The 15,263-nt window shown below is 29.7% G+C and carries 15 protein-coding genes; 1 reads left to right on the plus strand and 14 read right to left on the minus strand.

Annotated features, from left to right (window positions below):
* Positions 1 to 146 precede the first annotated feature (146 nt).
* On the plus strand, positions 147 to 2,009 hold the full coding sequence (locus M2651_RS07595) for an LTA synthase family protein (protein ID WP_252131741.1): 1,863 nt from the start codon (positions 147 to 149) through the stop codon (positions 2,007 to 2,009).
* Positions 2,010 to 2,086: 77 nt separating this feature from the next.
* Here the strand turns inward: M2651_RS07595 and M2651_RS07600 are convergent, their stop codons facing one another.
* The 14 genes from M2651_RS07600 to M2651_RS07665 all read right to left on the minus strand — a co-directional run bounded on the left by M2651_RS07600 (position 2,087) and on the right by M2651_RS07665 (position 15,235).
* Positions 2,087 to 2,332 (minus strand): hypothetical protein, encoded by a 246-nt coding sequence (locus tag M2651_RS07600; protein WP_252131742.1) that lies wholly within the window; start codon positions 2,330 to 2,332, stop codon positions 2,087 to 2,089.
* Between the two features lie 145 nt (positions 2,333 to 2,477).
* Positions 2,478 to 3,125: a pyrophosphatase PpaX gene (gene ppaX / locus M2651_RS07605; RefSeq protein WP_252131743.1), complete on the minus strand. Its 648-nt coding sequence runs from the start codon at positions 3,123 to 3,125 to the stop codon at positions 2,478 to 2,480.
* A 451-nt stretch (positions 3,126 to 3,576) separates the two neighbouring features.
* A complete protein-coding gene (locus M2651_RS07610; protein WP_252131744.1) occupies positions 3,577 to 3,720 on the minus strand; it encodes a hypothetical protein in 144 nt (47 codons plus the stop codon).
* 235 nt (positions 3,721 to 3,955) lie between these two features.
* Complete coding sequence (locus M2651_RS07615) at positions 3,956 to 4,696, minus strand: YebC/PmpR family DNA-binding transcriptional regulator (protein WP_252131745.1); 741 nt, start codon at positions 4,694 to 4,696, stop codon at positions 3,956 to 3,958.
* 104 nt (positions 4,697 to 4,800) lie between these two features.
* Positions 4,801 to 5,448 (minus strand): YigZ family protein, encoded by a 648-nt coding sequence (locus M2651_RS07620; protein WP_252131746.1) that lies wholly within the window; start codon positions 5,446 to 5,448, stop codon positions 4,801 to 4,803.
* A gap of 23 nt (positions 5,449 to 5,471) precedes the next feature.
* Positions 5,472 to 6,128: a HEAT repeat domain-containing protein gene (locus M2651_RS07625; RefSeq protein ID WP_252131747.1), complete on the minus strand. Its 657-nt coding sequence runs from the start codon at positions 6,126 to 6,128 to the stop codon at positions 5,472 to 5,474.
* A 6-nt stretch (positions 6,129 to 6,134) separates the two neighbouring features.
* Entirely contained in the window at positions 6,135 to 7,547 is a 1,413-nt protein-coding gene (gene pdxR / locus M2651_RS07630) for a MocR-like pyridoxine biosynthesis transcription factor PdxR (protein WP_252131748.1), read from the minus strand.
* Positions 7,548 to 7,621: 74 nt separating this feature from the next.
* Complete coding sequence (locus M2651_RS07635) at positions 7,622 to 8,518, minus strand: nucleotidyltransferase domain-containing protein (protein WP_252131749.1); 897 nt, start codon at positions 8,516 to 8,518, stop codon at positions 7,622 to 7,624.
* A gap of 79 nt (positions 8,519 to 8,597) precedes the next feature.
* Complete coding sequence (locus tag M2651_RS07640; RefSeq protein ID WP_252131750.1) at positions 8,598 to 8,822, minus strand: hypothetical protein; 225 nt, start codon at positions 8,820 to 8,822, stop codon at positions 8,598 to 8,600.
* An 88-nt stretch (positions 8,823 to 8,910) separates the two neighbouring features.
* The gene (hflX, locus tag M2651_RS07645; protein WP_252131751.1) at positions 8,911 to 10,692 is read right to left on the minus strand and encodes a GTPase HflX; all 1,782 of its coding nucleotides are present in this window, start codon (positions 10,690 to 10,692) and stop codon (positions 8,911 to 8,913) included.
* A gap of 58 nt (positions 10,693 to 10,750) precedes the next feature.
* Positions 10,751 to 11,020: a hypothetical protein gene (locus M2651_RS07650; protein WP_252131752.1), complete on the minus strand. Its 270-nt coding sequence runs from the start codon at positions 11,018 to 11,020 to the stop codon at positions 10,751 to 10,753.
* Between the two features lie 134 nt (positions 11,021 to 11,154).
* Positions 11,155 to 12,021, minus strand: coding sequence for a tRNA 2-thiocytidine biosynthesis TtcA family protein (locus M2651_RS07655; RefSeq protein WP_252131753.1), 867 nt, complete (start codon positions 12,019 to 12,021; stop codon positions 11,155 to 11,157).
* 121 nt (positions 12,022 to 12,142) lie between these two features.
* Positions 12,143 to 13,900 (minus strand): helicase-related protein, encoded by a 1,758-nt coding sequence (locus tag M2651_RS07660; RefSeq protein WP_252131754.1) that lies wholly within the window; start codon positions 13,898 to 13,900, stop codon positions 12,143 to 12,145.
* Positions 13,901 to 14,053: 153 nt separating this feature from the next.
* A complete protein-coding gene (locus tag M2651_RS07665; protein WP_252131755.1) occupies positions 14,054 to 15,235 on the minus strand; it encodes a DegT/DnrJ/EryC1/StrS family aminotransferase in 1,182 nt (393 codons plus the stop codon).
* Positions 15,236 to 15,263 lie beyond the last annotated feature (28 nt).

Consider the following 15,263-nt stretch of genomic DNA (forward strand, 5'->3'; position numbering starts at 1 on the left):
TATGCACCGTCTATATATGCAATTAAAATTACTGTATCAATTTTTCACAACATTTCGTTACAATTTGTTCATAATTTTGACTAACTTTATACATATATCAGATTTATACTTTAATAGTTCAAGATTTGTTTTTCAGGGGGGTAAAAATGAAAAAGCTTAAAAATATTATCGTAAATATTATAGATATAATTTTGTTTTTTGTAACTGTTGTTATAAAAACAATTACTTACGGGAGGCAAATTCAAGAGAACTACTTTTCAATTCATTCCTTAATTTATCCAGTAATAGCATCAGTTATTATAATATGCAGTCTGCTTTTTTTAGTTAAGAGAAATAAAAGACCGAGAATATTAATAATTTTAAATTTAATATTAAGTATAGTTTTTATTTGTGATTTAAATTACTACAGATATTTTAAAGATATCCCGTCTTTATCTGTGCTTAGAAATGGTATTTTACTTGGGTCTGTTAAATCAAGTATAGGAAGTTTATTTAAATTATCTGATTTATTATTTTTATGCGACTTAATAATATTCATATTTATTAAAGAATTTTTAAGGTATAGAAATATTAAAGAAAACAATCTTAAAATCAGAATTATTTCTTTTGCAGCAACCTTCTTATTTGGATGTTTCTTAAATAGTATTTATATATATAATTTGTCAGTAACCCAGCCAAGATTAATAAGTACTATGTTTAATCGAGTTTATATAGCTAAAGAATTAGGCATAATAAATGCTCATGGCATAGACATATATAATATAGTAAAAAATGAACTATCAAGACATACTTCCATTACAGAAGAAAAAGAAATAATTATTAAGAGTTTTATGGAAAACAATTCAAATGCGTTAAACTCAAACCTAACTGGTGAAAGTAAAGGGAAAAACCTCATAATGATACAAGTAGAAGCTCTTCAGCAGTTTGTAATTGATAAAACCATAAATGGTAAGGAAATAACACCTAATTTAAATAGATGGATAAAAAGAAGTGCTTATTTTAATAACTTTTTCTATCAAACATCTGCTGGAGGTACCTCAGACGCTGAATTTATGTCTAATAACTCCTTGTATCCCGCTCCTTCTGGTGCTGCCTATTATTTATATTCCAGTAATGAATATAATGCTTTACCTGAACTTCTCAGAAATAACGGCTATGACACTGCTGCTTTACATGGCTTTAAAAGCACCTTTTGGAACAGAGATGTAATATATAAATCATTAGGTTTTAATAATTTTTTTAACGAAAAGGATTATATTATTAATGAAAAAATAGGCTTAGGTCTTAGTGATAAATCATTTTTTGAGCAATCTTTAGAAAAAATTAAATCTCTACAGAAACCTTTTTACACTTTCTTGATAACTTTAAGCAGCCACTTTCCTTTTGAGGATAGAATAGGATACGGAGATTTTCCTTTGGGTGATTATGAAAACACTTTGATAGGAGACTATATTCGTGCTGTTCACTATACTGATGAAGCTCTTGGAAACTTTCTTGAAAATTTAGAAAAGGAAGGTTTATTACAGGAATCTATAGTAGTTATTTATGGAGATCACAGTGCCATTTCTAAGGATAAACAAGATGAACTAGCTAAATTCATGGGTATTGAAGACATGAATGAAATAAAGTGGGCTATGCTTCAAAAGGTTCCTATGATTATTCATTTTCCTGAGGATAAGCACAAAGGCGTATATGAAACTTTTGGCGGTCAAATAGATATATATCCTACTTTAAGTAATTTATTCTCGTTAGATAGCTATGATGTATTAGGTAAAGACTTGTTTAACTCAAAAAACGGAACAGTAATATTTAGAGATGGCTCCTTTACTGATGGCAGCGTATACTATTCAGCCCCTAGCAACTCTTACTTTGATATAAAAACTAATACAAAACTTGTGGAAAATGAATATCTGAAACTAAAAAAAGAAAATGCTGCAATGCAGCTTGAATATTCAGATGATATATTAAAGCATAATTTATTAAAAAAGTACAATAAAATTAAAGAATAGACAATTTATAAACTTTGATCTAAATAGTAAGAAAGCCTTTCTTTTAAACCTTTTGTCTTAAAAGAAAGGCTATTTATTTATAATACTTTTCTCAATTTTTCCCCTTCATAATCTCTTATAAATTTATTATTTGACTCATCTCGTATTAGCAATCTAACAGTACCATCCTTTATTTTTAGAACCTTTCCCTTTAGTTTAGTACCTATAACATTAACTGGTACTCCAACCACAAGTTCACTAACATAACTGCTGTTACAAAAGCTACAACAATCACTGTTTCCTATAACCCTTTTACACTCATTACAATAATAAAGCTTGTTCATCTCCACCTCATCCTCCTAAAATAAATTAAACCTCTCATAAATTTATATAGTAATTATCTTCACATATAATTATATTCTGCATATTGCAAAATTTTCCTGCTATTGTTTTGAATTTTTTAAAATTTTTTAAAAATTCAGACCATAATTACCTAAAATTCACTTCTCTCACTATTTTTATAATATCTTCAATCTTTTCAACAGCATAATCGGGGTTATGTTCCATTATCTTATGTAGTGGAAGAACTGTGTACTTAACTAAACAAGTTTTTGCACCAGCATTTTTACCAGATAAAATATCATTATGGCTGTCCCCTACCATTAAAGCTTCTTCTGGAAGTATACCTAAATTTTCGCAAGCTTTAATAACCGGTTCTCCATCTGGCTTATGCTTTGTTGTATCTTCTGGAGTTATAATTACATCCATTTTATGCAATAAATTAAAAAGGTTTAATCCTCTTTCAGCTAGAGTTCTCCTTTTAGAAGTAACTATTCCTACTTTAACACCTAAAGCTTTTAACTCATTTAAAGTTTCCTTTGCTCCGACTATTTCTTTTGCAACTTCATCATGTATTGCTTCATTATATCCTCTATAAGTTTGCATTAAAACATGTGCATTATCTTTATCAAAATATTCCAAGGTATTTAAAAGAGGCTCTCCAAAATGCATAACCAGTTCGTTTCTATCAACCTCTAAATTTAAATGTTTTTTCAATGTGTAATTAAATGATTGAATTATAAGTTCATTAGTGTCAATAAGAGTACCATCTAAATCAAATAAAACAGCTTTTATCAAATTCTTTCCCTCCTGCTCATATATTACCGTTTCAATTATATTATTATATTTTACATTCTGCAAATTTATAAAGCTTGAGTATAACTTTGTTCTAATAATTATTGTTTTCTATACTAAACATATCTATCTATAATGTCTAAATACTTTACAAAAATCTATTAATTTTATGATTGGCTATACATATCTTTTAGGGTTATAATGATTTAATAAATACTTATTCTTTAAACAAGGCAAGAGGTTTATATTGTGTTAAATATATAATTCCATTGAAGAAACATGGATTTTACATACCTGGAACTGTTAATCTTGTATTAAAAGAAATTACTAATGAAATTGTTGAACAAATAAAAAAATGCCAAGATTAATTTCTTGACATTTTGTAAGCTAATTTACATATTAGTATATATAATAAAAATAAACAAATTATATAATTTTTCATTAATAAAATTAATTAAGAAACTCTTTTATTTTTATACTGACTTAAATATATATTTTTTGTACATAACTCCTTTACTGTAGGTGATATTCCTTGTTCCTTAAGAAAAATAACTAATTCCTTTAACTCTTTTGTGTTCATAGCTATACCCTTTAACATTTTTATCTATCTCCTTTTTGTATCATTGGTTATATAAAATTTATATGAGTACTCCAAGATATTTATTACTAATTCCTATTATTAATATACAGAATCATATTTAAAGAACACTTGTTCGTAATAATATTATATAGCTATTACCCCAAAAAGTAAACATTTGTTCGTATTTTTTATAAAAAAACACGATTATTGTCGTTTTCTTATTTTGCAACAATAATCGTGTTAACTTTATATATTATCCTTCAAATCCTTCTGGAAACTCTGCATTGTGATAAACGTCCTGAACATCGTCGTCATCTTCAAGAGCATCTATCATCTTCTGAATCTTTGCAGCTGTATCCATATCTACTACGGTATAATTATCTGGTATCATCTTTATATCTGCTTCCAAGAATTTAATTCCGTTAGCTTCCAGCGCTTCTCTTACTGTTCCGAAGTCTTCTGGAACTGTTGTTACAACATAAACCTCATCTTCTGAAGAGAAATCTTCTGCACCTGCATCTAGTGCCATCATCATTAATTCATCTTCATCAAGCTCATCAGTTTTTTCTATAACTAATTCACCCTTTTTCTGAAACATAAATGATACACAACCTGTAGACCCCATATTCCCGCCGTATTTACTGAAGGCATGTCTTACATTACCTGCTGAACGGTTTTTGTTATCTGTAAGTACATTTACTATAACAGCAACTCCACCTGGAGCATAACCTTCATAAACTATTTCTTCATAATTTGCACCTTCTAATTCTCCTGCACCTTTTTTTATCGCTCTTGTAATAGTATCCTGAGGCATGTTATTTGCTTTTGCCTTTGCAATAACATCTCTTAATTTGCTATTAACATCTGGATTGGAGCCGCCGCTTTTTGCAGCCATTATAAGCTCTTTACCTATCTTTGTGAATATTTTTCCTCTTTTAGCATCTGTCTTGCTTTTTTTTGCTTGTATATTATGCCACTTGGAATGTCCTGACATAAAGAATCTCCTCCTAACAAAACCATATATATGTTATTAATTAAAAACAAGTAAACGCACAAAATATTATATCATACAAATTTATATAGTTACAACGTTTTGTACTAACATTCCTTAAATAGTCTATTTTCTAGCTTAAAATAGTACCCTTCCTCACTAGTACTCATAACTGCTCTTCCTGACGTAGTTTCTGTTATATTGCTCTTTATTTCAGTTATGCTGCTAATTTCACAGTATGTTGTAATTTTTACCTTATCGAAATATTCAACATTTTCAATATACCAAGATTTTTGAGAACAAACATACTGTATCTTACCGAGCAAATCATAATCTGCTGTTATATCTAAACGGCACCCTTTAACCTTTTCAACTATACCAGCATCTTTAATTGCCATTGCTGCTCCTTTTGAATATGCTCTAACCAAGCCTCCAGCTCCTAGAAGAACTCCACCAAAATATCTGGTAACTACTACTGCTATATCAGTAACTGAATTTTTTTTAATTACTTCAAGTACTGGAACACCTGCAGTTCCCTGAGGCTCTCCATCATCACTGTACCTTTGTATTCCAAAATTTTCACCTATTACATAAGCATAGACATTATGAGTGGCTTCTTTATGTTCATTTCTTATTTTGTTAATAAAAGCTTTTGCTTCCTCTTCGTTATATACTCTTTTAGCATGGCCTATAAATATAGATTTTCTTTCTTCAAACTTACTGCTTACTTCATCCTTTATTGTAAAATAACTCATTTACTCACCCCGATAACTTTTAACTATTTATTTATGCTGTCTAAAAAATCTTGAGCAGCTTTTTTAAGATAGTCTTTATTAGTAGTATCTAATATATTTTTTATTTTGCTATAAGCCTTTTCACTTTTAATTTTTATAAGAGACTTAATAGCATAAAGTACAACTTGCGGGTTTTCATCCTCCAATGCCCTTATAAGTACAGTATCCAAGGTCTTATCTCCTATCTTTCCCATAGCGGAAACTGCCATTCTCCTTATATTTACATGATTATGAACCATAGCCTTTATCAGTATATCTATATTTGATGAACTTCCTAATTCTCCCAGTATCCAAATAGCATTTTCCTTACTTTTTGAGAGCATGTCAGCATATCCAGACCTTATATATTTCACCAATATATTTATATTTTCCTCACTTAAAGAATTAAGAACAGCTAGTTTTTCCTGCTTTCCCAAGCTGCATAAAATATCAAAAAGCTCTTTTCCACTTTTACTTTTTACCAAAAATCTATATTTTATTTTTCCTTCTATAATATGCCTTTGAACTTCTTCTTTATTTAAATTTCGTATCCTGCATATCGCATCAATTGGCTTTCCTTCTAAAGATAAAAAATAAGTTATATCTTCCTCCTGAAACTTATCTACATCATTCCAATCATACTTTACAAGTCCCTTAAACAACTATTATCACTCACTTTTTAAAATGTTGTTAATTATATTTATCCCTTTACATATTTCATCACTTTTAACCTTTGAAAATCCTAATCTGAAATATTTTTCTCCATCTTTATAACTCTTATAAAACAACACTCCTGGAGTTATCAAAACTTCTTTTTCTCTGCATTTATAAAACAAATTTATGCTGTCTATATTAATATGCTCCTCAATTTTTACATAGAAATTAAGCCCTCCTCCAGGACAATTAAATTGAACCTTATCACCTAAAATACTACTTAGGCTGCCTTTCATCATTTCATACTTCTCTTTATAGATTACATTTAAATCCTTTATATACTCCTTCCAAAAGCCTTTTTCTATGTACAGCTGCAGTGCTCTCTGCATAAGGCTTGAAGTAGATATATCCGTATCCACCTTTGAACTTTGAATTTGCTCTTTAAACCTGTCAGGACAGATTAAGTAGCCTATTCTTATACCTGGAAGAAAAATTTTAGAAAAACTTTTGATATATATAACTCTATCATTATTATCTAAAGATTTAAAGCTTTTATAATCTATATTCCTATCATAAATTAATTCAGAAAGATAGTCGTCTTCTATTATATAGAAATCAAATTCTTCTGCCATCTCAAGCAATTGTAATTTTTTATCTAAGCTATAGCTTGACCCTGTAGGATTCTGAAAATAACTCATTAAGTAAAAGCATTTTATTTTGTTTTTCTTTAAAATATTACGAAGTTCTTTTAAATTAATTCCATCCTCCTCCATGTCAATTTCAAAGATGTTAGCTCTTCTGCCTTTAAAAACTGACAATGCACCACTGTAGGTAGGTTTCTCCACAATAACATTATCATTTATATTAATCATAGCTTTAGATACAATATCAATCCCCTGCTGTGCTCCAGAAACTATGAGTATATTCTCAACATCTAACTTCTCATTCCAGAAATATTTATTTATACTGTCTCTTAACCCGCTATACCCTAGCATTTCCTGATAAGCAAGTGCTTCAGCTCCATCTCTATCTAAAACTTCATTAATTACATTTTTAAAAGTATTTATAGGAAAAAAGTCGCTACAGGCATTTTCACCTGTAAAATCAATATACTGTTTCAGCTGTTGTGCTGAAAGCTTTTTAAAAGTATCAGAATAGTCCTTTTTAAAATTTCTATTAGTTTCTCTTTTTTTTGCATAGGTTCCGCTCCCAAGCTTTAAGACTGCATAACCTTCCGCTTGAAGCCTTTTGTATACATTTATTATAGTATCATTATTTACATTAAGAAACTTAGACAATGTTCTGATGGAAGGAAGCTTTTCTCCATCCTCTATTTGATTCAAATCAATAAGCCTTTTAATATGTCTTGATATTTGAATATATTTCGGTATTTCATCCTTTAAAAAATCTAATTTGTATTTTTCCATAAAACCACCTTAAATAAAATAATAAAGCAATTAAGCTACTAGCATAAATATATGTTTATACTAGTAGCTTTAAATTATATAAAGTATACATTTTCTTTAAATAACACCTTACCATCTTCTGTTTTATAATCTCTGCTGTCCTTCTTTATAATATTTTTTTCCCATAACCTGTTTAAGATACTCTCAAACGCTATATCATAACTTTCAAAAAGCTTATCATTTTTTATATCCTCTGTACTTAGTAAACAACCTTTTTCTCTTAAATAATTTATCAAAATAGAAGCCGCATTTCTTATATCATTATCTACAGAATTCTCTATATAATTTATAGCTTTTTTTATTGCATTTTCTTTATCACTGCTTAGGAAAAATAATTCCTCAACACATTTTTTAAAGCTGTCGTTTAAATTCATGGCCATTGTCATAGCATCTTTGCTTATCATATAACCCGAATGATTTATAAATAATTTTGAGTAATTTAAAGCACATTCAACTGCAGCACTGTATGCAGTATAAATACCGTCATTTGCAAGATACTTTTTGCATACATCAATAGTTTTTAATACCTTTCCCAGATAAACCATGTTCCATCTCTCTCTATCCACATCAGGATAATATCTTCCACCGTCATATTTTACTGTTATATCCATATCCTTAGAAAATACTAGTCTTGATGCAGCAAACATTCGGTGCATAAATCCACCTCTTGAATTTTCTTCATAAAGCTGAATAAACTTACTTTTACTCATAAGTTTTATGTGCACAGGAATCTGCTTTTCTTCAATATATATATTTTTTATGCTTGTCATTTTTTCATCAATTATTACAAACAAGTCAATGTCCGATTCATCCCATAAGTCACCGGTAACCATGCTACCAAATACCATAACAGCAAGCACAGTTTCATTTGCCTTAAGCCTGTCAACAGCACTATTGAAAGCCTTCTGATACTGCAATATAGTTCTTTCCATAGGCACCCCTCCACTAAATATAAACTTATATTTTATTATAATATAAGTTTATATAAAAACAATACTTTATAGTTAATATTTATACAAGTATTTTATTAACTTTTATATTTTCATAATTACCGCAGCTTTCACACTTAAATATATGTATACAATAATCGTAAGCATCATTTATAGGCATGTTAGCTGTATAGTCATCCTGAAAAACTTCCTGACCTCTCCCATAATCAGTCATTACAGCACTGCATACTTTGCATTTAACAAATTCACCTCTTAATTTATTACATACTGGACAAACCTTCTCCATAAATATTCCTCCTTTTTATAATCTGTAAATATTTTTACCTGTAAAAATAAAAATAGACTAGAATTCCAGCCTATTTTTATTATAAAAATTATTGTATAATGTATTTTTTACATTTGTTATATACTTCTTCATCCACTTGAGCAACTATATAAGTTCCTTCTTCTCTATATTCTTCTTTCTCGATATTTGCATTTCTATGCAAATATGCAGCTGCAGATTGCTCAGAGTAAGGTATTAGAAATTCTGCTTTTATTAATGTGTAAGGAAGAGCTTTAGAAACTTCATTTAATAATGTATCAAGATTTATGTTTTCCTTAGCTGAAATTTCTATATAATTGTTTTCCTTATAAGTATCCTTTATTAAATCTATATTCTCTTTTTCTGCCTTATCTATTTTATTTAATACTATTAGAACTGACTTTTCATGTGCCCCAAGTTCTTTAAGCACTGTATCTACTGCTTTAATTTGTTCTAGAGCAGTACTTGATGAAGCATCTACTACATGTAAAAGCAAATCTGAATAAACAACTTCCTCTAAAGTAGATTTAAAGGCTTCAACTAAATCATGCGGCAGTTTTCGCACAAATCCAACAGTATCTGTTAAGGTTATAAGTCTATTATCAGGAAGTACAATTGCTCTTGTAGTTATATCTAAAGTTGCAAATAACATATCTGCCTCAAATACCTTTTCTTTTACCGCTGTGTCTTTTGGCATTGCTATTTCACAGAGTTTATTCCTTAAAGTAGACTTACCTGCATTAGTATATCCAACTAAAGAAACCTTAGGTATTTCCGTTCTCTTTTCTCTTTGAGTTTCTCTATGTCTTTTTATTTTTTCAAGCTCACTGTTTAGATCATAGATTCTTTCTCTTATATGTCTTCTATCTGTTTCCAGCTTTTTCTCACCTGGACCTCTAGTACCAATTCCTCCCCCTGTTCTTGAAAGTACAGTCCCTAGTCCCATGAGTCTTGGAAGCCTATATTTAAGCTGAGCAAGTTCAACTTGAATTTTAGCTTCTTTTGTTCTTGCTCTTCTAGCAAAAATATCTAATATTAATGTTGTTCTGTCTATAACTTTTGCTCCTGTTGTATCCTCTAAGTTTCTTACCTGAGAACCATCAAGTTCATCATCAAAAATTATAACATTGGCTTTTAATGCCTGTCTAAGCATTGATATTTCTTCTACTTTGCCTTTACCTATATAAAAAGCAGAATCTATCTTACTCCTCTTTTGCAATACTTTATGTACTACCTTAACTTCACAAGCTTTTGCAAGTTCTCCCAGTTCCTCTAAGCTTTCATCGCTTTCAATACCAACTAAAATAGCTCTTTCGCTTTCATCTTCCTCAAGTTCGTTTTGTTTTAATATGCTTTCTATATAATTTATCCTGTCTAAATAATCAAAATTCATAGCAGCTTCTACAGAAAGAGGCCCAATCGTTTCTGCTGTTAATATATCATTTTCTACAGTACAAAAGCCTATACTTGCTTCTGCACATTTACCATCTATTTCTGAAAGTGCCACAATGCAGTCTAACTTAAGCTTTATAAGAGCCGAAAGATCTAATGCTGAAAGTGTTGATACTCCGCTTGGGTGTGTATGTATTATCCTAACACCAGAAAGCTTTTTTTCTTTTACATCTATAATCGGCATTTCTACAGTAGTACTGTCCCCTACCGCTACACTTATAACTCTTCCTTTTCTATCAATAGCTGCACTTACCTCTCTACCAATTTTATTTGTAACTTCACATAAAACTGAAGAAAGTTCACTTTCAAAAACATTTTCTCTGCTAATATTTACTTCATAAAGGCTTTCCAATCTATCCAATATTAAATTCCTAATACCTTCAATATTGCCGTATATCATGCTACCAGCTCCACTTCAAATTTAATTTTCAAAATCGAAATGATTTGCAAAAAATAGTTTACTTTTTGGCATCTAGTTCCTCAATTATAAACTTATCAAAATCTATTTCTTCCATAAAATTATGAGAGTTAAATATGGTTTTACCTCTTTTATTATATTCTTCCATATTTGTAGGAAGCCAATAAGGTTTTTGTATATCAAACTTATAACATAATTCATTTATACACTGTTTTAAGTTATCTTGGTAAGTTCCTTCTATATCTGAAGTTACTACAGCATCTTTTAATATTTTATTATTTTTTACAATTTTTCCCCATATTTTTATCATTACTAGCCTCCATATGCTTTTATAATAACATAATTATAAAGCATAATTTATTTTATATAAACATTGTAGAATATTTTTTACTTAATTTAGTTTAAACTTGAAGGGAAGTGTTAAATTATAAAAATAGATTTTTGCTACTCTTTATCATAAAAATCTAAAAATGAAAATTTTTCTCCTTCTTTTTTCCATCCAAGTATGGCGTCCATATTAACGTTTTGAGCTGCTCTAAAAATTGATTTATCAACATCATTGAAATTTTTCTTTAATTCTTTAATTAAAGCTTTAATTTCATAACGTTTATTGCCTATCTTTTTTGCAGCAACCATACAAGCACAGTTTAAAGGCCATATTCCGCTGTTTTGAGTAAATCGCTCAATATACATTTCATCTATATAATATAATGGTCTTATAAGCTCCATATTTTCAAAGTTATCTGCCTTTAGCTTAGGCATCATAGTACTAAAGTTACCAGTATAAAGTACATTCAGAAGGGTTGTCTCAATAACATCATTAAAATGATGTCCTAAGGCCAATTTGTTGCAGCCTAATTCCTGAGCTTTTGAATATAGTGCACCTCGTCTCATTTTAGCACACATATAACATGGATAATCTTTTGCGATTTTGTCTACAACTTCAAATATACCTGAGTTGAAAATTTTTATAGGAATATTGAGATGTCTGCAGTTATCTATTAAAAGCTCTTTTATATTAGAGTGATAACCTGGATCTGCAACAATAAATTCCAATTCAAACTTTACCTTGCTGTATCTATGTAAAATCTGAAATAACTTTGCCATTAATAAGCTGTCTTTTCCTCCAGAGATAGCTACTGCTACTTTATCTCCTTCTTCTACAAGCTTATAATCATTTATTGCTTTAATGAACTTTGCCCAAATATGTTTTCTATAAGTAGTTGTAATACTCTTTTCTATTACTTCAAGAGATTTTCTTTCTGTAAAAGGAACTAGTATTTCACAGCCTTCTCCTGCAATATTACTCATATAATCCTCCTTATTGTTACACATCTTAATAAGTTTAATGTAAGTTTTTCGCAAATATTATATCATCTTTCTAATGCTTTGTCTTTAGGTAATAAAAACCCGGCTTTAACCGAGTTTTTGCTTAAATATTTCTTAATATATCATTTATAGCAGAGCTAACCTTAAGCCTAGCTTCATATACCCATTCTTCATCAAAATCCAAATTAAATGTCTTTGAAAAAGAATAGTACAGATTAATCTTTTGATAATAAACTTCAAAGTCATATAATCCCCCTTTGTAATTTTCAGGTTTTGATATAACTTCTCTCTTTGCTATAAACCTTTCATCTACATAACTTAAAAATGTACTCATCATATCAGGATTAGAAACATCAAAAGGAATTCTTAATAAATTCCATTGAATTTCTTCATTCAGCTTATAGCCTTTTAAATTTTCAAGAATAATTATGTACTCACTTATATCCATTTTCCGATAGAAAGGCACCTTTTCTTTTTTTGTACTCCAAAGAGCCAGCTTTTCTTTTAACGGAAGGTTTTTTACCTTTAATATTGCTTCACTTGGTCCAAGCACTGCTTCTCTTATCCAACTATCTTCACTTTCCAAGTTATCTCTAATAAATTGTGCATTATCTCCACAAGCTGCCACATAACCTACATCATAAATTCCTTTTCTTCCTGCTCTTCCTGCAATTTGTTTAACTTCCTGAGAATTTAAATATCTAACTTCATTTCCATCAAATTTTTTAATATCCATAAAGATTATTCTTCTAATAGGTAAATTTACACCCATTCCAATGGCATCAGTTGTAATCAATATAGAGGTTTCTTTATTAATGAATTGTTCGTATTGTTTTCTTCTTACCTCTGGCGGTAAATCACCATAAATCAGACTTGATTTTATACCTAAATCTGAATAATGATATGCTAATTCCAATACTCTCTTTTTAGAGAATACTACTAATGCATCCCCTGGCTCTATATTTTTGGAAGTAAAAGACTTATAATCAATCTCTAAAGGTATTTCCCTCTTATACTCCTTTATTTCATATTCCTCTCCACAATCCTCTAAGATTTTAGTTAGTATTTTCTTTGAATTTAACGCACCGCAGACATGTATCTCTTTACACTTTAATCCCAGCAGCGCTCTAGTCCAAGCTGCTCCTCTTTGATCATCATCTATCATCTGAATTTCATCAATTATGCCAACTTCGTAATCTTCATGAACATTTAATTTTTCTATAGTGCAAGCTACATGAAAAGCACCTTCTACTCTAATTTCCTCTTCACCAGTTATAAGACTGCACTTTACTCCTTCTCTATTTAATCTCTCAAAATTTTCTAAAGCTAAAATTCTTAAAGGTGAAAGATATACTCCCTTAGAACAAGCTTTCAGCCTTTGAATAGCATTATAAGTCTTTCCTGTATTTGTTTCTCCCAAGTGAAGATAGAATTTTCGTTTGAGTCTTCTTGCTTCTAAATATTCATCCTTTGGATTATCAGGAAATACTCTTTCAAATTCCTCTGAAGCTATAGCAGGTATATGCTCACTTATAAGCACACTTATTATTCCAGATTTTAAAAAACTATCATAATGTTTATTTACTATCTCATCATAATAAAAATCTGTTTTATTTTTCTTATTGTAATCTTCTATCAATCTTATTGATATATGCTCTAATATATCCAAATACCCTTGATAAACACTCTTATAATCCTTAAAATCAAAGTCTTCATATTCTCTTAATTCCTTCAGCTTTTTTCTTACAGAAGCTTCATGTTCCCAGAGTGAATTTGTTTTTGTATGCCTCACTATTTCATTAATCTGGTGAATCTGATTTTTAAGCTTTCTAAAATTTCTTTCAGCTGCTCCTCTTTTCATTACCCTTCCTCCTGCAAAAGCTATATTCCTTATACATTATTGTTTACTTAAAAACTTTTAATATTACCCTTTTCTCTCCTTAAAATAAAAATCTCACTTTATCATATGCAAAAAACATGACAAAATGAGATTTTTATTTCACTTATAATTACATTAACTTAAAATCTTTTCTACACATTTAATCAATTCCTTTGCAACATATTCAGCATCCTCAGCCTTAAGAATTGAATAAAGCGGCAGTGATATTTCATTTGCATATTGTGCATAGGCATTAGGATAATCCTCTATCTTGTAACCCATATTCTTATAGAGAGTAAGCATTGGAAGAGGCATAAAATGAACATTTGTAGCAATATCTTTTTCTGCCATCATTTGAATTAAAGCATCTCTTTGTTCTTCACTGAAACCTTTTATTCTTAATGGATATAAGTGATAACAGGTTTCTGTGTTTCCTTCTTTATCAAAAGGAAGTATTGCCCAATCCCTATCTTTAAGTATACTATTATAAATATGGTGTAACTCTCTTCTTATATTCATCATAGCATCAAATCTTTTAAGCTGAACAATACCTATAGCTGCCATTATATCAGTCATGTTTGACTTAAATCCATCAGTAACTATATCATACTTCCATGCCCCTGCTTTCATCTTAGAAAGAGCATCCTTTGTTTGACCATGCAGAGAAGTATACTTTAATTCTCTATATAAATCCTCTTTACCTTGAAATCTATTATCATTAAAAGTTATTGCTCCCCCTTCTGCAGTGGTAAGATTTTTTACTGCATGAAAAGAATACACGTGAAAATCAAACTGTCCTCCTACCTTATCACCCTTATAAGTTGCTCCAAAGGAATGCGCTGAATCTGAAATAAGAACTATATCTTCACGCTTCTTTGCTTTTATTACTTCTTTCACTGCGTCATAATCTACTGGTACTCCTGCAATATCTACTGTCATTATAGCTTTTGTTTTAGGAGTTATAGCATCTGCTATTTTTTCAATATCTATAAAAAAAGTATCTTTTTTTAAATCAACAAAAGTTGGTCTTATATTTCTATGTACAAGTACATTAGAAGTAGCTGCAAAAGTATAAGGGGTAGTTATAACTTCATCATCTCCACCTATCCCCAACACTTTCAGTATTAGTTCCAACCCTGCAGTGTTACTGTTTAATGCAACAGCATGCTTAGTCTTACAGTAGTTTGCTAAGTTTTCTTCAAATTCGGCTGTTTTAGGTCCTGTTGTAATCCAGCCTGATTTTAGAACCTGAACAACAGCTTCTATCTCTTCTTCTGTTATATCTGGTGGTGAAAATGGTATTTTTTTATTTAACATATTAAGCCTTCTTTCTTCTATTAAGTTA

The sequence above is a fragment of the Clostridium caldaquaticum genome, assembly GCF_023806125.1.
Taxonomy (GTDB): Bacteria; Bacillota; Clostridia; order Clostridiales; family Clostridiaceae; genus Clostridium_AT; species Clostridium_AT caldaquaticum.